This is a genomic window from Dyella amyloliquefaciens (assembly GCF_004296575.1).
In the GTDB taxonomy this organism is placed as follows: domain Bacteria; phylum Pseudomonadota; class Gammaproteobacteria; order Xanthomonadales; family Rhodanobacteraceae; genus Dyella; species Dyella amyloliquefaciens.
The window spans coordinates 709,258-728,239 of sequence record NZ_SAYT01000001.1 but is presented as its reverse complement, the minus strand read 5'-3'; the positions used below and the strand labels follow the sequence as shown (position 1 = coordinate 728,239).

The window sequence follows — 18,982 nt, the reverse complement described above, 5'->3', positions numbered from 1 at the left end:
CACCGCTAATCTAAGGGACGGCAGGGGCAATCTTGATCTTCAACGACAGCCACCAGAGCGAAGTTCCCTGGCAACTTGCATGCGTAGCTGACCCGCCCTAACCAACGACCTTTCTCCTGACCTATGAAGCCTCGCTGGCAGATCGAAGAGATCCTGAAATTGATTTCTCGCGACATAAAAGTCAAGCTGAGACCGACTTTTTTGCGACTAGTATCTTTTGTCGAACAGAGCAAACGACCAATTACTCTCTGTGAGGCACTCGGCGCTATAGCACATGGTGCGAACGTCGACCTCCCAATGCCCCCTTTTGATCGGGCTCGCCAACGTGCCACACGGATACTGGTGCTTGGCGCTTGGCGCTTGGTGCTTGGTGCTTGGTGCTTGGTGCTTGGTGCTTGGTGCTTGGTGCTTGGTGCTTGGTGCTTGGTGCTTGGTGCTTGGTGCTTGGTGCATGGTGCTCATAAACGATGAACGTCCAACGCCATTCCTTTCGAGGACGCTTTCATGCTTGCCGTCAGCCACCCTCGGCGCATGCCTCGCACCTTGCTTGAAGGCAATCCCTGTTCAGGAGGCCGCCAACGAACGGAAGCCCAGGGTGTTCATGGCAATGAGCGGTAAGGATTGGGTGCACCGTGAGTCAACTGACTCATGCTGGGTCGCCCCCCGTTTTGCAGCTCGCCATCGGATCTTTCCGATGGAGGCAAATGGCCGCCTTCTCTATAAAGGGCGACCACTGCCCCGTTTTTTCGCCACTTTTCTCGTTTGGCAGCGATTCGGGTTCCGTCCCCACTGTGCCCAAACCACGCATGCTCACCCTCCTCACTCAGACAACACCGATCGTCTTTGCCTGGCCTATTGCACTTTTGATCCTATTGGTGCCCATCGGTGGCATCGTCGCTGTTCTCCTGTATTGCGACGCTATGGAGGAGGCACTTGCCCCGAAGATCGGGCGCTGGGCAGCAACTGCCGTAACGTACGCATTGTTTCCAATCGCGGCCGCACCATCGGCATTCGTGGTTGCTCTTGGCACCGGCTGGATCTGATGGTGAATACGTCGCCCGGCGGTGATCTGATCACTCCAAACTCAGTGCGCGATTTCACTTCTGTCGGCGTAGTGACTGTTGCCGAAGCCATGCCCTGTCAGGATGGATGGCAGATGCGGGTACAGGTGGGAGGGAAAGACCGCACGCTGCGGATGTATGACGCTTCCGAAGCGCGAACCTTTGTCACGCTTGATGCGCTGGCGCGCCACGCCAAACGGCTTGGAATTACTCGAATCGTGGCTGACCTTGAGTCAATGATCTGAGCAAGCCTTACGAAGAGATTCGGCAACTTTTTGCACAGGCAAGCAGTTCTCGTCCTTTGCTGATCTCGCTAAGGCACAGCGTCATCGCGACACTGGGGGTGAATTCGACATATGGACGATCATTCTCACCAAGCCCGGAAAGTCACGGGTGGCCCGTTAGGGCCACCCGCCACCTCTCACACTGCCGTGGCTAAAGATCCATTCGACGACCGGGGACTCGATACATTTTTCCCTGGAGTCGCTGCAGCGCGTCACCGCGGGGCGCGGCGGAATCCGTCCCACCGAGGATCTTCGGTTCGAGATTTTATGGAAACCACCGTGCTCTGATAATCGGACTTTTCGGGTTGGATTGTCGGTATCGAGGAGGCGTCCATCCCTTTGCCCGTCCTGACACCTCTCGCCTCGAAGAAGCTGCGACCGGTCAACGCGACCCTCACGCGCTCACCTACATCGCGGCGATCACTAGCCACGATGTCACTCAGCGTTACGACCTTAAATGCGAATCCCTGTCCTTGTACGGAATGGATGTTGGGTTCGCCTCGCCTTTGATGTCGCCTTCTGGCGCGCCTTACGTTAACAGCTTAAGACTTCTCCGATTCCAACGACTCAGCACTCCCTCCTATCGTGCCGACGCCAAGCGCAAGCGCCTGGCGTGTTTAGTCACCACCATAGGAGGAACGATGAGTATTCTGGAAACACTAGCCAAAGTCGGCGGCGCCGTCGCTGCCGTGGAAGCCACAGAGAAACTCGAACCCAATGCGTCGATACTTACCAAAGGCCTTGCCGCCGTTGCTGGCTTCAAGGGGGTCGAGAAGCTCGAGGATCTGGCCCACGGCACAGAGGCTACCCCGGCATCGGATGGCAACGTAGCTGAGTCGAACTGAAAGGACCGCCACTTTGATGAAGCGTATATGCACCATTGCCGCGCTGATATGTGGGATCGCCGCCGGTCAGTCCGTTGCCAAAGAGTCCACCACACCCAACAGAACCACGCCGACTCCGTCCCCTGTCACCAGTCCGACAAGCGACCACGCCGGCATGGTTTGGGTCAACGAAACATCGAAGGTCTATCACTGCCCTGGTGACAAGTATTTCGGCAAGACGAAGAAGGGGGAGTACATGAGTGAGGCAGACGCCAAGACCAAGGGTTTCCACGCCTCGCACAACAAAATTTGCCAACCCTGATCCTCACTTACGTATGCATTGACCGCAACGCAAGCCAACCCTGAAAGTCCCGTTTGGGGCTTTCAGTCGTTGAAGCAACATTCTCGATTGAAGGCGGGCATCTCGCGATGGTGGACGCACCATCTGAGCACCGGGCGACGTCGAGCAGAAGCCCTTGTTCGGCTGGTGACAGATCGAGATAAAAAAAGAGACGGATGATTTCTCACCCGCCTCCTACCCCTCTTCCAGTGACCCCGGTCTCCTTGCGTCTAGCCCCTGCATGGGCGCCACCAAATGGATCAGGCCGTTCACGATTCCCCGGGGCAGTGAAAGAGTGCGCGCAAGCAGATCGCATCTCCATCGGATCTTTCCGGTCTCCATTGATGGAGTCATTGCATCGACAGGGAACCGCCGTGGTGACGATAGCGACATCCGTTCGTGTATCGGATTGTTCTGAGTGCTTCCTACCGTGACGCCACATAACATCGCGGGTCCTCTCAACTTTGGATTACTACGATGGGACTGCTTAGCACTACTGAGCGCTATTTTTACGGGCTGACACGCCTGCTCTCGATCCTCCTGACCATCGCACTACTTGGCTGCGCCTTAGTCATGGGATCCAGCTGGTTTGACCTCACGGCGCCTGCCCCGAAACTCGCCGATGTGGAAGCGCCGAAAATCGCGACTGACGACATCGTCAAGGCCGTTGTCTCGGGCGATGAAGCGGGCGCAGCCAACAACGTCAAGAACCCCGCATACGACCGCATCAAGAAGGCCATTGAGGCCTTCGGAGCGAAGTACCAAGTGTCCCCGGATGAACTTCCAATCGATGATCTGGTGGAAGCGGTCCAAACGTCGGCCGATAGTCAGGACACCACAGCGCTTTCGGGCGCTTACGTCAGTGGCGTGGCGAACGTGTTTGAGCAGGCCCTGCAAGATGACCGTGTGGGTACCGTGATCCGAAAAGCCGAGGCTGATCAAAAACCTTCGAGCACTGAAGAGAAGCGCAGTGTCGACAATGGAGCCATCGTGCAGCTCGTGACCGACTTGAACTCGAACTATTCGGAGAAGTTCGACGCGCAAGTTGCCAAAACGCGCTGGCCCACCAAGGATTCGGCCGACAAGCGCGAACAGGGCCAATTGCGCCTTGCTCGTATCGGCGGTCCACTGTTGCTTCTTTTGCTTGTTCTGCAGATGCTGGCCGTCGGCCGCGTCGACCAAAGCCTGCGCACGCTTGCCGACAAGGGGTGACGGTTACCCCACAGATCCGATTCGCACCGAAACCGCACCACCGCGCGGTTTCGGTGCGATGGGTAGATCAAGATTTAGCCTGATAAGAGGAATTCTCCTCGTTTCAGCGCACGGAGGGGTGTAGTTATAAGGATCCGTGCGACATCACCTCGCCACACTCAGCCAGCGAGTGAGCCCCGATCGCGCACGCGGAGCGATTTCCGAGTACCTATGGCGCTTTACAGCTCAACCTGCGGAACCCCGGGGAAGCCAAGGCTCACAAGGGCCAGCGCATCACTATCAGGTCAAGAATTCACCTGGATGTCCGGGAGCAACATGCCCTCAATGACCTGAGGTTCAACAGGACGCGAATAGAGATAGCCCTGCCCCTCAACACAGCCTGAGCCGAGAAGCACGCCGTGCTGCTCCCGAGTCTCAATGCCCTCCGCCACTGGCTGAAGACCAAGCTGCTTACACAACGCCAACGCGGCCTGCACAATGGCGTAGTCCGCCTTGTCCGTGGCCAGTCCGGCGATAAAGCTCTTATCGATTTTCAGGTGACTGATGGACTGAAGCTTCAAATAGCTAAGCGATGAATAGCCCGTACCAAAGTCATCGATGGCCAATCGAACACCGAGATTGTGGAGCTGGTGAAGCGCGCGTTCCATGTCGTCGCCAAGACGCAGTATCGTCCCTTCCGTGATCTCAAGCATCAACCGGCCTGGCGCCACTCGGAACTCCGTGAGAAGAATCCGAATTTCGTCCATGAATTTTGGTTGCCCGAACCAGCTGGCCGACACGTTCACGGCCAGACGAATGGATGGAAGGCCAGCGATGTCCCACGCGCGCAGTTGCTTAAGGGCGGTCCGAAGTACCCACTGATCTATACGCCGGATCAGGCCGATTCTCTCTGCCATCGGAATGAAATCAACCGGAGACACAACACCGCGCAAGGGATGCTTCCAGCGAACCAGGGCTTCCACGCCGATGATGTTCTCCGTCCGCATATCAACCGTTGGTTGATATGCCAGGTAGAACTCGTCATTTGCAATGGCGTTACGCAACTCGGCGGCGAAAGCGGCCCGTCTTCGGACATCGGCCTGCATACGCGGCCCGAAGAAACGGTAAGCGTTACGCTCTTCTGTCTTCGCCGCATACATCGCCGCGTCTGCGTTCGTAATGAGTGTTGGAACATCGGAACCATCCAGCGGGTAGCATGCAATGCCTATGCTGGCACCCAACGCCAGTTCATGCTCATCAATCTGGATTGGCTTGGCCAATGCTGCCAAGAGGCGATTGGCGATCCGGCTGGTCGCTTCACGGGAATAGAGATCCGGGAGCAGTACGGTGAACTCGTCGCCACCGATACGACCGACGATGCCTCGACCACCCACTTCACTCCTGATCCGGCTTGCCACACTGACAAGCAAACGGTCCCCAACCGCATGTGTGTAGCTGTCATTAACCGCCTTGAACGCATCCAAATCTATAAACAGGACCGCGAACATGCTGTTCCGGCCCTTTGCGGCCGATATGGCCTGCTCACAGCAGCGTTCGAACTCTTTCCTATTTATGAGATCGGTCAATGAATCATGGGTAGCCAGGTGACGAAGTGCCCGTTCATGCGCCTTGGCTTCACTCACATCATTGATGATGGCTACGTAATGTTCGACGTTTCCTTCAGCATCACGGATGATGCTTATGCTCAGCAACTCCGGATAGCGTGATCCGTCGTGCCGACGACTAACAACCTCGCCCGACCAGTTGCCTCGCTGATCGAGGGTTGCCCAAACAGAATCGGGTATGGGCGATCCATCAGGCAAGGCACGAATCTCGTCGAAGCGGACACCCTCCAAAGCCTTCGCGGTAAATCCCGTCATGTGGATGTGTGCTGTGTTGACGCGGGTCACGTATCTCTTGGCATCACTGAAGATGACGCCCTCGGCAATGCCCGCCAGGGCTTCTGAGGCGATCCGTTGTTGCTTTTCCAATGTAACTCGCTCGGTGATATCTCGAAGAATGGACTGGACAACGCGCTGAGCGCCCCATCGGGCGCTGCTTTCCCGCATTTCCACGATTCGCGAGATGCCGTTGGCTCCAAGTAACTGACCGACGATGGCGCCATCCGACCGATGCACGATCGGCACAAATAGTCTCGACATGGCCACGCCATCCAGCACCAGAAGAGGCAGCCCCGTCCATTGCTGTGCGGTCTGGTTTGCCCCGAGTATCAGCCCTGAATCATCGGTCATGATGATCGCATCAGCCGCGCTATCGAAGAGGAGACTGAAGCGCTCTTCAGTGCCGCGAATGCGCTGCAAGGCGCGAGTGGCCATCCGAAGCCAAAGTGCGAGCGCAATGCTTGCTGCCAGCAAAACGCAGCAGAATAGTGCTCGGCCTAGTCGATCAGCCCCTTCTGCAACTGCGACGGGAAAACGGTGAGTCAGTGGATCGATCCTTTCGTTCACCGCGTAGATCCGCGTCACTTGATGCGATATCCACGCAATATCCGGCGACCCAGTGGCGTAGGCCTGCTGAAGCTCGTGAGCAATGGGGTCGAGCTCGCGAAGCACCGAGTCAGCAGCCCTCCAGGCCCTGATAGCCTCGCGCATGTACGGTGCATTGGTGCAGCAACGCAACATCAGGAGGATGCCGGAGGTTGCCTCCGGCATGATGCGCCCCCTTTCCATGGCCACCCTGACCTGGGTGGGGTCGTATCTTCCATCCGCAATGGCGTCTCGAGCAGCTCCGTCAGATAGAAGGAGCTGATAATTGGCGCGAAAGCGCTCCAGCTGGAGTGGCTCACCCGTCTCCGCATAGGCCGTCAAATCGACAACGGCCTGCTTCTGGGCTTTGCTCCAGGCACTCTCGCCGTTCAGGAACCCTGAAAGCGTGACCTGAATCTGGATGGATCCCCAGGTCAAAATCAGGATCAAGCCAATGACGACCGCCAACCAGCAGGCTAGCGGTCGAAGGTACCTGTTCGGTGATGTCGCGAAGTACCGATAGCGAAACTCGGGCGTGATTCCGGACCGGTCCCGCCGGCCATTCGCCCAGATGCGATTCAACGACAGCCCAGCGCGCTTTACATGCATGCGGCGTCGCGTGGCTCATGCTCGCGTGAATGAACAAGACAGCGCTCAAGGCCGTAATAGAGACTCACATAGCTTCGTTCGATGCATTCGCGGACATGCTCAATCTCGCCGGGGTCGGGGGCATTTCCCATCAACGCGCAGATGATCTCCAGCGCCTCCCATGGGTGGGTGTCATCGTAAGCCGCATGCATCTGGAGCCAACGGAGAGTGGCCTTTCGCCCACTGGGAGAAACACTCGCAGCGTAAGCGGCGCTCTCGTAGACCTTCTGGGACCACTCTCCCGTCACGCCTTCGATGGCGTAGTTCGTCGCTGCCATGCCAGCGACCAGAGAGTCCGATTCGCACACTTCCTCGCACCAGTCTGCTGCGAGTTGGGTACCTTGAGGCGGAGTACTCGTCAGCACGTCCTGTCGATCGACACCTGCACCATCCGCCCAGTCAAGCCAGTATTCGGCGTGGTTCTGTTCGACACGAATATTTCGCACCAACCAACGACGAGCCAAATCGTCGCCGGGCGATCGCCCGTAGCGAGTCTTCATCAGGCTATTTGCCATGTAGGACGGAAACCGCTCAATCAGTGGCCACGTACCAAGCATGAAGTTGCGCATCGTATGGTTGTCAATCGTGGCGTCACACATCATGTCCCACACCGCATGATCGCGAACGCGCTTGCGCGACGGCTCGCAAGACTCAACCATCGTTTGCGCCCATTGAGGGTAACTCGACAGCTTGGTCAACGATCCATTCAACTTGAACTTGTCAGCCATTCCTTGCCTCCCGTTGATGACATTCAGGTCGGGAGAGCCTAGGTGCGGGGTCAATATGCAAACAATCGGATATGTCCGACGCGCTCCGACCAAAGTACAAACGGCGTCACAGAGCCGAAGAGTTCCCAGGTTTCGCGATCAAACGGCGAGCGCGATCATTGCGCCGTCCAAAGCATAGGAGTCCTCTGATTTTCGCCAGCTGATACCTGGCCTAGCATGGCACTGCCCATTGACTGGATCGCACCGAGTCGCGCGAACTTTTTCACCCCCTGATGGAAGCAGCCGGCATCGGTGCTGGGCAAGGCGGACATTTCGATGTCTGCCTTTTTCTTTTTTCGGGGTCACAAACCACAGCCACATGACATACATGTGAGATAAGCACTACCTGGCTCAGTGTGATGACCGCTTCATCACGTACGAAAGAGCGCGCTGCATATCGGAGAAAATCAACTCTCTCTGTTGCTCTGAAAGATTGACACCCTGCAGACCTTCTTCGATGACCCGACACAGCTCGATACCACGACCAAAGGCCGCGTGGAGCTCGGGGATGTTCTGAATCCAACGCGGCTCCGGCATCTGCTTGGCCCCCAGGCTCTCCGCGACTCGCTCAGCCAACGTCATGTCCTCGATACCAAAGGCGACCATCTTCGACTGTTCTCCACCTTGAGTTCGCTCGTCTGGAAGCTCATGAACTTCCATCGCGGACTGCCTGGACCGTTCCATACCCCTCTCGCGCATGCGACTGAGATACGATCGTTCACTTTCATAGGAGCGCTTCAGGCGCTCGATCACAAACGGGTTTTCCGCGTACACGGGGTCATTCGAAGCCAGCACACGCGCAAGGCTGCTGGCCGCCCTCAGGGAAGCATTGCTTGCCATCTCCATGCCGTCAGCAACACCGTCGTGCACAAAGCACGACTCCGCCACCGCCACCACCGCGTCGCGCTGGAGCGTTGTCATCCACTCTCCGAGCTCGGTCAGGTAGTGAATGCATTCCGAAATTTGGTTAAGCCGCATTTCGATCGGAACCCAACTCACCGACGAACTCAACGCGCTATCCAGCCGTTCAGAGAGGACGCGCCTAAGCGTCTTTCCGTAGATTCCCGAGAACCCTTCGTCTGCCCATCGCTCCGCATTGATGAGCGATGGGCAGTGCGAATCGACATCGTGGTTAACGAGCCTACCAACGACCTCTGAAGCCGCCTCCTTCAGACCCTCTCTAAGGAGACCGTCAACGATGCTCGCGATCGTCGATCTGTCGGATGAGTCGAGGGAAACATTCTGGCCCTGAATGGCTTCGAGAATTTCCACGAGCCGCCGCTTCCGCTCATCAGCCGACATCGAATGGTCCTGGAAAATTTCGGTGATGTTCATCGACAACCTCTTCGATACGGGCGCTATGGCAGGCCGGATCCAAGCGCTTCGCATCGAGAGATCGCATAGATGCCTGCGCGTGGCCGACAGGCTCGATCACGCGGTCCAGGCCACTTCACAGAGCGGACCTCACGTCGAAATACGACGTCTTCCTGTCATCAATCCTATGGATCTAGAGTGCCCAGTCATGCCACGAGAAAGATATCGGACAAATCCGACCTGTCATGGATCGTCGGTAGCGACACGACCGGCCATAAAGACGACACTTAAAGAAGCGACTCAAGCTCGGCGACGGCACCGTTGCACGCAAACCCTTAATCAATTCCCTTCGCGTACGTTCGTGCGTAGACCATTCTTAGGACGTACGTTTTTCATTTGAAGATTTCGCGCACTGGAACCGCGAGCTAGGAGTCGTCTGATTCACGCGTGATGTCGATCACTCTTAATCTCACCGTCTCTCGCGCGTAAGGTAAGGACATCAGGTGGGCAAGCGAATCGACTATGTAATCACGAGACGCGCTGATCACGGATGGTCGATCACACGACTGGGGCACTTTGTAGGCTCCACGAACAGCATCCTTGATGCCATTGACTTCGCCAATCAACTTGCCGAGCGAGAGTCAAATCTGCATAAGCACGAGGCTCGCGTAGTCCTTGTGGATTCGGAAAAGCCACCCTCGTCCGAGGACGAATAACCGGCGAGCCGTCCGGGCTACTAGCCGATGCTCACTCCCCCACGTTCGTCTTAACCAAAGCCGCGCGCTTTGGTGTCTTTCCATGTCATCACGTCACGGAGTTATCTAGTGCAAACCATGTTCAAACGCATCGCTGCCGAGTTGATCGGCACTTACTGGCTAGTCCTTGGCGGTTGTGGGAGTGCGGTGATAGCCGCGGCCTTTCCGTCGCTTGGCATAGGTCTTCTCGGCGTTTCTCTCGCTTTCGGCCTGACGGTACTGACCATGGCGTATGCCGTTGGCCCCATTTCAGGCGGTCACTTCAACCCTGCAGTGACGATAGGCCTGGTCGTGGGCGGTCGATTCTCGATGAAGGACGCCCCCGCCTACATCGTTGCCCAAGTGCTGGGCGGCCTGCTGGGTGCGCTTAGCTTGTATGCCATTGCCTCGGGTAAGCCAGGCTTTGACGTCACCGCAGGATTCGCAACGAATGGCTATGGCGTCAACTCGCCTGGCGGCTATAGCCTCCTTGCCTGTTTCGCCGCCGAGTTCATCCTTACCGCCGGATTTCTGATCGTCATTCATGGCGCTACGGTTCGTACGGCTCCGGCAGGCTTTGCCCCCATCGCCATTGGCCTGGCGCTGACGCTGATCCATCTGATCAGCATTCCCGTGACCAATACGTCGGTCAATCCCGCCAGAAGTACCGCAGTGGCCGTGATCCAGGGTGGTTGGGCGATTGACCAACTGTGGTTGTTCTGGGTCGCACCATTGGCCGGCGCATTAGTGGGCGGCCTGATCTCCCGTCTTCTCATGACTAACAAGTCTGCATGACTGGCATGACGAGCGGACTAGTCCGATTCACCTGCTCGTCGACCATAGCTAGCATTCCTATCGAAGCCTGCGAGCATTGCGCTCGCGCCCCGCGGTGACGCGGCGCCACCGTTGCCAGTTACTAAGGACGTCACTGGCGAGACGAATGAGGGGCTTCAGACGCAGTGATGTTCGATTTGTTGGGCAGGCCGGATAGCCTGCCCTTTTTTTGCATGGTCGTCGACCATGACCCATAGATATCGGTAGTCATCGATTGATCAGAACAGCCCCATGGACCTTGCGTATTCATGCAGCTGTTTGTCAGCGGCAATACCAAGCTTCCGCATCGCATCTCGTTTCTGCTGGCTAATGGTCCGCACCGACCTTCCCGTTCGCCGGGCAATCTCGGTTACCGAAAGCCCCTGGGCGAACAGTCGAACAACGTCCGCCTCTTTCGCCGACAGCTGACGACCACCGCCCGAGGCAAGCTCTAGCAACTGCTTGCGCGTGTGATCACTCAGATAAATGCGCCCCGATACCACTGAATTGATGGCAATCATCAACTCCTTGGTCATGGACATCTTGTCAACGACACCCCTCACACCGATCGTCAACATGCCTTGCACCAAGGCGGGATTGTTCAACCGACTCAGGACGATGATAGGTACCTTGGGATGGGCCTCGTGAATGTGTGTAATCAGCGCCAATCCGTCTTCGGAGTCGGCGGTCGGCTCCAGTTCTTCGTTCATCGAAAAATCGGTGATCAGCAGATCACACGAGGTGGCTGAAAGCACTTTGAGTAGCTCGTTGCCATTGGTCGCCTCACCGACGACCTCGAATCGACTGCTCTGGTTTTGGAGTGCGACGCGCAGCCCCATGAGTACGACGGGATGATCATCGGCAATAACGATGCGCATAGATGTGCCCTGAAGTTGACCCACCGCACGATGGGATCCAACAAAAAGTGAAGGTTCCGTGAGCATTCATCCCGAACAGCACGGCAAGTGTATCGCAGCGTCCATGGCCCAATAGCGGCCAAAAAAAAGGCGACCGGCTGCGCTCCATCGCAGCCGGTCGCCCTTGCACTCGCGTCAGTTCGAGGCTTCTGCCGTCCGGACCGAGTTGATCAGGATGACCACGCGGCGGTTCGGCGCCAGGCACGCGATCAGCTTGTCACGGCTACGATCGGAGCAATCCGTCACCGGATCGGCCTTGCCACGACCTTCCGCCTGGACCAGCGAGGGTGCGGTACCGTGGCTGACCAGGTAGCTCTTTACCGTGTTCGCGCGTTTCTGCGAGAGATCGTTGTTGTAGGCGTCGCCACCGATGCGATCGGTGTAGCCGATCACGCGGATGCTCTGCACGTTGCGGCCATGGGCCTCGATGTTGCTGGCCAGCTGGTCGAGCTGCGCACGACCGCTGCCGGTGATGTCGGACACCGACGAACGGTCGAACGCGAACAGCGCGTCAGCCGAGAAGGTGAACCGCTCCGTGGTCACCGGAGCCTGGACGGCGGCCACCGGCTCGGGCTGCTGGAAGCGGGCACACGGCGACGGATTCCAGTAGAAGCTGCGCGCGATCTTGTTCTCGTCGAACAGGACCTTGAACTCGCAGGTCACCACGTTCTCGCTGTTGGCCGGCTCACGGAAGTTCAGCACGTAGTTCCACTCGCGGACGCCCCACACGCCTTCGCTGAAGTGCGGGAAACCGATGAGATCCGAGATCTGCTGCTTGTTCAGGCCAGCATGGACGCGAATGAGGTTGTCGCGGCTCGGGAAGGTGCCACCCTTGTGCATCGGGGTGGTGTCCGTCACCTTCGGCCACACCATGTCGGCGGACTTGCCGTCCTTGGCGACATTGCGGCTGACATTGCCGCAGCCCGTGAGGGCGGCAGCCGCTGCGAGAAGCAGCGGGGCAGCCATGAAGATTTTGAAGTTGGTACGCATGATTTTAAACCTTTGATCGTTGGTCAGATCGACCGATGAATGCAGAAATGTTGTTGGTGCTCCCTCCACCACGAGGGTGGAGGGAGTCATGCCAATCGCTTACCAGACCATGCCCGCGCCGACACCCACGCCCACGCCGCCCTGCTGAGAACCGGTGGCGCTGGCCTTGAAGATGTAGCGACCGCTTTCGCTGATGGTCGACACACCGATGGAGATCGCGCTCTGGCCCTGGTAGGTACCAATGCCCACGCCCGCGCTGCTCTGGTTCGGCTGGTAGGCCTGCGGCAGGTTGGCGGCAGCCAGGGCTGCAGCAGTACCGGCGTAAGCCTTCTTGCCCATCTGGTTGATCTGGTTGTCCGTGTAGTTCTTGGCCCAGTTCTGCGTGTTGTTGATGGCGTCGCTCAGCTGACCCACGTTCACCGCATCCGTGGTGGCCGAACCGGCCTGCACGTTGTGGATGGTCGTAGAGCTACCGCCCGGGTTCAGCGTCACGGAGTTGTAGTTGGTGGAGCCGTCGACGTTGGTGTCGTACTGCACCGACCCGGCCTGCGCCGCCTTCAACTGGCTGACGTTCACCGCATCCGTACCCTGTGAGCCGGCCGCCACGTTGGTGACCTGGCGCTCGGCACCGGCAGAGCCCACCGACACCGAGTTGGCGCGGTCAGCCACCGAGTTGGCACCAATCGCCACGCTGTTGCTGGCCGTGGCCTTCGCGCTGGTACCGATGGCCGTGCTGTTGTCACCCGAGGCCTGCGAACCATTGCCCACCGCCAGGCTGTTGCTGCCGGACGCCGAAGCGTTCGCACCACCCGCAGCCGAGTTCGTACCGGTCGGCGACGGAGACGGCGCCTTCTGGTCCGTGCTGGTCTGGAACATGCCAGCCTGGCCCTGCGTGATGTTGGTGATGTCACCCGCGATGTTGTTGACCGTGGTGTTGATCTTGTCCACCGCCTGGTTGGTCGCATACAGCTGCGAACCGTTCACCGCGTCCGTGCTGTCGGCCGAGAGTTCGCCGGCCGCCACGTTGGTGATGGTGCGTTCCTCACCCTGCGAGCCCACGCTCACCGTGCTCGTCGGGTTGGCACCGGCGAAGTCATAGTGATCACCGGCAATGGTGGCACCGGCCGTGCCCTTGGCCGTGCCAGTGGTGGAACCCGAACCGATCGCGACATCGTTGGCATTGTTGGCCTGGGCGTTCTGCCCGATGGCCACGCTGCCGTCACCCTTCGCCGTGGCGTTGTAACCCACCGCCGTCGACGCCTGGCCCAGCGCATGCGAGTCAGCCACCGCCAAACCCGTGTCGTTGGTACGCACGTAGAGGATGCCACGACCGTTCTTGGTCACGTAGGTGTCGCTGGTGTCACCGGTAATGGCGAACAGTTGCGAGCCATTCACCGCGTCCGTGCTGTCTTCCGACACGTCACCCTGGGACAGATTGGTGATCTTGGTACCACCGGTCTTGCCGCCGTCGGTCGAGGTCGAACCGGCCAGCGTGGCGGTACCGTAGTTCACCGTGCCGTCGGACTTGAGGTCGTACTTCACCGCACGATCAGACAGATCGCTGGTGGCTTGCGCCACTTCCTTCAGCTGTGCGACGTTCACCGCATCGGTATCCGACGAACCAGCGGCCACGCCGTTGATCTGGCGGGTCTGGCCGTTGGCGGCATCGCCAATGCTCAGTGCACCCAGCGTGCTCTTCCAGGTGGCGCTGGTGTCGGTCGAGGCCTGGCCCGTCTTGGCATCCCAGCCCGCGATACCGGCCTTCGTGCTGGCTACCGAGTTGCTGCCCAACGCGATGCCGTCGGCCACCGAGGCGACGGAGTTGCGGCCCAGGGCCAGGCTACTGTCAGCCGTCGCCGAGGCGTTGTAACCCACTGCCGTCGAGCCTTGGCCCTGCGCATACGAGTCGGCATCGGCCAGGCCCGTGTCGTTGGTACGGACGTACTTCACGCCCTTGCCGTTCTTGGTGACATAGGTGTCGCTGGTGTCACCGGCGATGGCGTACAGCTGTGCACCGTTGATCGCATCCGTGCTGATCGCGTTCACGTCACCCTGCGACAGGTTGGTGATCTTGGTGCCGCCCGTCTTGCCGCCGTCGGTCGACTTGTCGCCCTCCATGCTCACGCTGTTGTAGTTCACCGACCCATCGGCATTGAGGTCGTACTTCACAGAGCGATCGGATACACCATGCAACTGGCTCACGTTCACCGCGTCGTTATCGTCCACGCCAGCGGTCAGGCCGGTGATCTTGCCGGTGTTGCCGTCGTTGATGGTCACACCGCCAAACTTCGGCGCATCAGCCATCTGCAGCTGGATTGCACCCGTAGTCGGATCGGTCACCGTCTTCAGGTTGGCACCCGAGTAGGTACCGGCCGTCGTCGCTGCACCGGTGATGGCCAGCGTGTCGCCCAGGTCACGGTGCACGGTGCCGCCGCTGTTGCCAGCGAAGTTCATGCCCTTGGAGGTGACATCGTCGCTCGCCTGCTTGAGCTGGTCGACGTTGACCGCGTCGCCGCCGTCCACGCCCGCTGCCACGTTCGAGATGCGCGTGCCGCCCGACTTGGTCACCGAGTTATAAGCGTCGCCGCCCATCGTGACCGAGTTGTAGTTCACCGAGTTGTCCGGGTTCAGGTCGTACTTCACCGCACGATCGGACAGATCGCTGGTCTGCTGCGCCACCGAGTACAGCTGCGAGCCGTTGATGGCGTCGGTGCTGTCCTTGGTGATCTGGCCTGCGGCCACGTTGGTGATGGTGCGCTCGTTACCCTTCGTGCCCACGCTCACCGTACCCACCGGCTTGGTGCCGGCAAAGCCCGTGTAGGTGGTGTTGCCGATCGTGGCGCTGTCCGTGCCCACGGCAGCGGACGTGCTGCTGTTGGCACCCAAAGCGACGCTGTCGTCGTCCGATGCAGTCGCACCGTTACCCAGCGCCGTCGACTGGTAACCCACCGCCGAAGCCTGTGCACCCACGGCCGTGGCGAGAGCGCCACCGTTCGCACCCCAGCCCAAGACTGCGGAGGCAACACTTGCGCTCGCACCCTGGCCGATGGCGATACCTTCGATGCCCTTGGTCGTTGCGCTGGCACCGATCGCGATGCTGCCCGAAGCGCCTGCGTTGGCCGTGTTGCCCATGGCCACGCTGTTCAGAGCGTTGGCGGCCGTCGTGGCGTTGTAACCCACTGCGGTCGAACCCTGGCCCTGTGCAAACGCATCCGACTCGGTCAGCCCGTTGTCGTTGGTGCGCACATACTTCACGCCCACGCCGTAGTTCTTGGTGTACTGCTTGCTGGTGTCACCGGCGATGGCGTACAGCTGCGCACCGTTGATGGCGTCCGTGCTGGTCGCGTTCACGTCACCCTGCGACAGGTTGGTGATCTTGGTGCCGCCCGTCACGCCGCCGTCGGTCGAAACATCGCCAGCCAGCGTCGAGGTGCCGTAGTTCACCGAACCGTCGGCCTTCAGGTCGTACTTCACCGAACGATCGGACAGATCGCTGGTCTGCTTCGCCACCGCGTACAGCTGCGAACCGTTGATCGCATCCGTGCTGGTGTCGGTGATCTTGCCTGCGGCCACGTTGGTGATGGTGCGCTCGCTACCGGCCGAACCCACGCTCACCGTGCTCTTCGCGTTGGTGCCGGCAAAGCCGGTGTATGTGGTGTCGCCCACCGTCGCGCTGGTGGTATTCACCACCGTGCTGGTCTTGGAGCTCATGCCCAACGCCACGTCGCCGTTGTTGGCCGACGCATTGGCAAACGGGCCGATTGCCACGGAACCCAGCGTACCGGCGGTGGCGCCATAACCCTGGGCGTTGCTGTAAGCGCCAGTCGAAGTGGCGCCATTGCCCACTGCAAAGGACTGGTCGCCCTCTGCATCCGCCTGCACGCCCAGCGCCGTCGCGCCATTGCCGGCAGCCTTGGCGAAGGCACCGATGGCAACCGCTTCATTGTTGGTGGCCTGGCTATAGGCACCCATCGCCACGCTCACCGGGCCGGAGGCCTTGGCGCTCTGGCCAAACGCGGCCGAATTGTCGCCGCTAGCCACGGCGTTGTAACCCACGGCCTGTGCGGCGAAGCCCGTCGCCGAGGCACCCACGCCAGCAGCCAGCGAGTCGATACCCTTGGCGCCGTCGTTGTCGTAGTTGGCACCCTGCACATCGTTGTCGTTGACGCTGTAGTAATGCGTCTTGGACGCTTCCATATCGGACGTCACGGCATACAGCTGCGAGCCGTTGATGGCATCGGTGCTGGTGTCGCTCACCTGGCCTGCGGCCACGTTGGTGATGGTGCGCTCGTTACCCTTCGAACCCACGCTCACCGTGCCTACCGGCGCGCCGCCGGCGAAGGTGTACGTCTTCTTACCGATGGTCATGTCGGTGGTCTTCACCACATCCGACGTGCTGCTGTTGGCACCCAGCGCCACGCTGTTGGCGGTCGTCGCGGAGGCCAGTTCGCCCATCGCGACCGAGTGGTCGGCCGAGGCCGAGGCACCCACGCCAGCGGCGATGGCATTGCCGCCGGTAGCACCATCATTCTTGTAGTTGGCTGCCGTCGCGTCGCTGCTGTTGACGCTGTAGAAGTGCGTCGTGGCGGCATCGAGCTGGTCCACGTTCACCGCGTCGCCGCCATTCACGCCAGCCGCCACGTTGGAGATGCGCGTGCCGCCCGACTTGGTCGTCGAGTCGTACGCGTCGCCGGTCATCGAGACCGAGTTGTAGTTCACCGTGTCATCCGGGTTCAGGTCGTACTTCACCGTACGATCAGACAGATCGCTGGTCTGCTTGGCCACCGCGTACAGCTGCGAACCGTTGATCGCATCCGTGCTGGTATCGGTGATCTGGCCTGCGGCTACGTTGGTGATGGTGCGCTCATTACCGTTGGAACCCACGCTCACCGTACCCACCGGCTTGGTGCCGGCAAAGCCCGTATACGTGGTGTTGCCGATCGTGACGCTGTCGGTGCCCACGACAGCGGACGTGCTGCTGTTGGCGCCCAGTGCCACGCTGTTGGCGGTGGTGGCGGAGGCAAGCTCGCCCATGGCCACCGAGTGGTCGGCCGATGCCGAGGCACCCACGCCAGCGGCCACGGCGTTGACTCCGGTAGCACCATCATTCTTGTAGTTGGCAGCCGTCGCGTCGCTGCTGTTGACGCTGTAGAAGTGCGAGCTGGCCTTATTGAGCTGCTCCACGTTCACGGCGTCGTTAGCATCCACGCCGTCGACAACGTTGGTGATCTTGTTCATGCCGGCGCTGATGCCCGCGGCCGTGATGCTCACATCCGGAGCGGACGGGACGGTCGAGGTGCTCTTGATGTCCAGGCCCTTGGCGTTGAGCACCGTGGTGCCCATGGTGACGCTGCCGTCCTTGGTCAGGTCCAGGTTGTCGGCAAGCTGCACCTGCACGGTGCCGGCATCCTGCTTACCGCCCGCCGTCACCGTCATGTTCTTGTCGGCGCTGCTGAAGGTCACCGTGCCCTGCGGGCCGATGTTGGCGGTATGCGAAGTACCACCCGTGGCGTCCGTGACGTTCCAGCCAGAGCTGGCGAGATCTTCCACCGCCTTCAGCTGAGAGACGTTCACCGCGTCGCCGTTGTTGGTGCCGGCGGCAACATTCGTGATCTGGCGGCTGCCAACGTCAACGGCAGCGTTCTTCGCGACCGTGGCGACGATGGCGGCCTTGTCGACCGAACTGATTTTCTTGGAGGCATCGCCCGGCACGTAACCGGCTACGCCGGCATCGACTGTGGTGCTAGAACCGGAACCGAGCGCCACACCACCAGCAATTGAAGCAGATGCGTTAGCACCAATAGCCACTGCATTCTGTTGGCTAGCCGATGCTGTGTCTCCGATGGCTGCGGCCGAGAGCGCCGACGAGTTCGCAGCGGGACCGATCGCTACCGACCTGTCTGCGGTTGTCTTGGCCGCACCGATAGCCGTCGAATACACGCCAGTAGCTTGCGAATTTGAGCCAATTGCTGTTGCAGCCTTTGCATAACCTTGAGCTCCGGCGCCAATTCCTACCGAACCATCGCCCAACGTTCGTGCCGAGCCACCAATCGAGACCGCATTGACTCCATTTGCTTCAGATCCAGGGCCCACAGCGGTCGCAGCAGTGGAGACCATCTTGTCGCCCACATAAGCATACATGCCAATCGCGAGGCCAAAATCTGAACCACTGTAAACTTGCGCAGAGGGCCCGATTGCAACGCTTCCACCGGCATTGGCCGCGGAGGCCTCACCAATGGCGGTCGCATTACCAACCGTAGCAGTTGCCTGATAGCCAATTGCTGTAATTCCTGCATTGTCAGAAGGGTTTGAAGAATTCCTCGCAATAGCGCCTCCGCCAATTGCGGTGTTTGACGACGAACCGCCGTCGGTAGGTGCAACCGATCCTCCGTTCGTCACACTCCCAGAATTAACCACATAAGCTTGTGCCCCACCGGCGACGAACGCCAGGGCCGCCACAGCACCCACCACTGCTCTTTGGGCACGATTAGTGCCGGAGCTTTTCTTACCGCGCGCAGCGGTGTGTTCACCCACGGCCACCATGGCGCCGAGGCTCTTGTTCCAGATAAGGCGATAGATCTTGTTCATAACAGTGCTCCGTACCGGACGCGTG

At 59.6% G+C, this 18,982-nt stretch carries 12 protein-coding genes; 6 read left to right on the top strand and 6 right to left on the bottom strand.

Annotation, left to right across the window (positions count from 1 at the left end):
- Positions 1-704: 704 nt before the first annotated feature.
- The 5 genes from EPB08_RS02960 (at position 705) to EPB08_RS02940 (ending at position 3,721) form a co-directional block, all read left to right on the top strand.
- Positions 705-1,043, top strand: coding sequence for a hypothetical protein (locus tag EPB08_RS02960; protein ID WP_130617555.1), 339 nt, complete (start codon positions 705-707; stop codon positions 1,041-1,043).
- A 2-nt stretch (positions 1,044-1,045) separates the two neighbouring features.
- Complete coding sequence (locus EPB08_RS02955; RefSeq protein WP_130617554.1) at positions 1,046-1,306, top strand: hypothetical protein; 261 nt, start codon at positions 1,046-1,048, stop codon at positions 1,304-1,306.
- Between the two features lie 680 nt (positions 1,307-1,986).
- On the top strand, positions 1,987-2,190 hold the full coding sequence (locus tag EPB08_RS02950) for a hypothetical protein (RefSeq protein WP_130617553.1): 204 nt from the start codon (positions 1,987-1,989) through the stop codon (positions 2,188-2,190).
- Positions 2,191-2,206: 16 nt separating this feature from the next.
- Positions 2,207-2,491, top strand: a complete 285-nt coding sequence (locus EPB08_RS02945) for a hypothetical protein (RefSeq protein ID WP_130617552.1) — start codon at positions 2,207-2,209, stop codon at positions 2,489-2,491.
- Positions 2,492-2,986: 495 nt separating this feature from the next.
- Entirely contained in the window at positions 2,987-3,721 is a 735-nt protein-coding gene (locus tag EPB08_RS02940) for a hypothetical protein (RefSeq protein WP_130617551.1), read from the top strand.
- 284 nt (positions 3,722-4,005) lie between these two features.
- Here EPB08_RS02940 and EPB08_RS02935 read toward each other — a convergent pair whose 3' ends face one another.
- From EPB08_RS02935 to EPB08_RS02925, 3 genes are all read right to left on the bottom strand, one after another.
- The gene (locus EPB08_RS02935; protein WP_229238188.1) at positions 4,006-6,636 is read right to left on the bottom strand and encodes a putative bifunctional diguanylate cyclase/phosphodiesterase; all 2,631 of its coding nucleotides are present in this window, start codon (positions 6,634-6,636) and stop codon (positions 4,006-4,008) included.
- 149 nt (positions 6,637-6,785) lie between these two features.
- Positions 6,786-7,562, bottom strand: a complete 777-nt coding sequence (locus EPB08_RS02930) for an iron-containing redox enzyme family protein (RefSeq protein ID WP_130617550.1) — start codon at positions 7,560-7,562, stop codon at positions 6,786-6,788.
- A 390-nt stretch (positions 7,563-7,952) separates the two neighbouring features.
- Complete coding sequence (locus tag EPB08_RS02925; RefSeq protein WP_130617549.1) at positions 7,953-8,936, bottom strand: hypothetical protein; 984 nt, start codon at positions 8,934-8,936, stop codon at positions 7,953-7,955.
- Between the two features lie 812 nt (positions 8,937-9,748).
- Between EPB08_RS02925 and aqpZ the strand changes: the two genes are divergently transcribed.
- Positions 9,749-10,444 (top strand): aquaporin Z, encoded by a 696-nt coding sequence (gene aqpZ, locus EPB08_RS02920; protein WP_130617548.1) that lies wholly within the window; start codon positions 9,749-9,751, stop codon positions 10,442-10,444.
- Between the two features lie 257 nt (positions 10,445-10,701).
- On the opposite strand, the gene EPB08_RS02915 is transcribed toward aqpZ, so the two are convergent.
- The 3 genes from EPB08_RS02915 to EPB08_RS02905 all read right to left on the bottom strand — a co-directional run bounded on the left by EPB08_RS02915 (position 10,702) and on the right by EPB08_RS02905 (position 18,957).
- Complete coding sequence (locus EPB08_RS02915; RefSeq protein WP_130617547.1) at positions 10,702-11,340, bottom strand: response regulator; 639 nt, start codon at positions 11,338-11,340, stop codon at positions 10,702-10,704.
- A 174-nt stretch (positions 11,341-11,514) separates the two neighbouring features.
- Positions 11,515-12,369, bottom strand: coding sequence for an OmpA family protein (locus EPB08_RS02910; protein WP_165418375.1), 855 nt, complete (start codon positions 12,367-12,369; stop codon positions 11,515-11,517).
- Positions 12,370-12,468: 99 nt separating this feature from the next.
- The gene (locus EPB08_RS02905) at positions 12,469-18,957 is read right to left on the bottom strand and encodes an ESPR-type extended signal peptide-containing protein (RefSeq protein ID WP_130617545.1); all 6,489 of its coding nucleotides are present in this window, start codon (positions 18,955-18,957) and stop codon (positions 12,469-12,471) included.
- Positions 18,958-18,982: the final 25 nt, after the last annotated feature.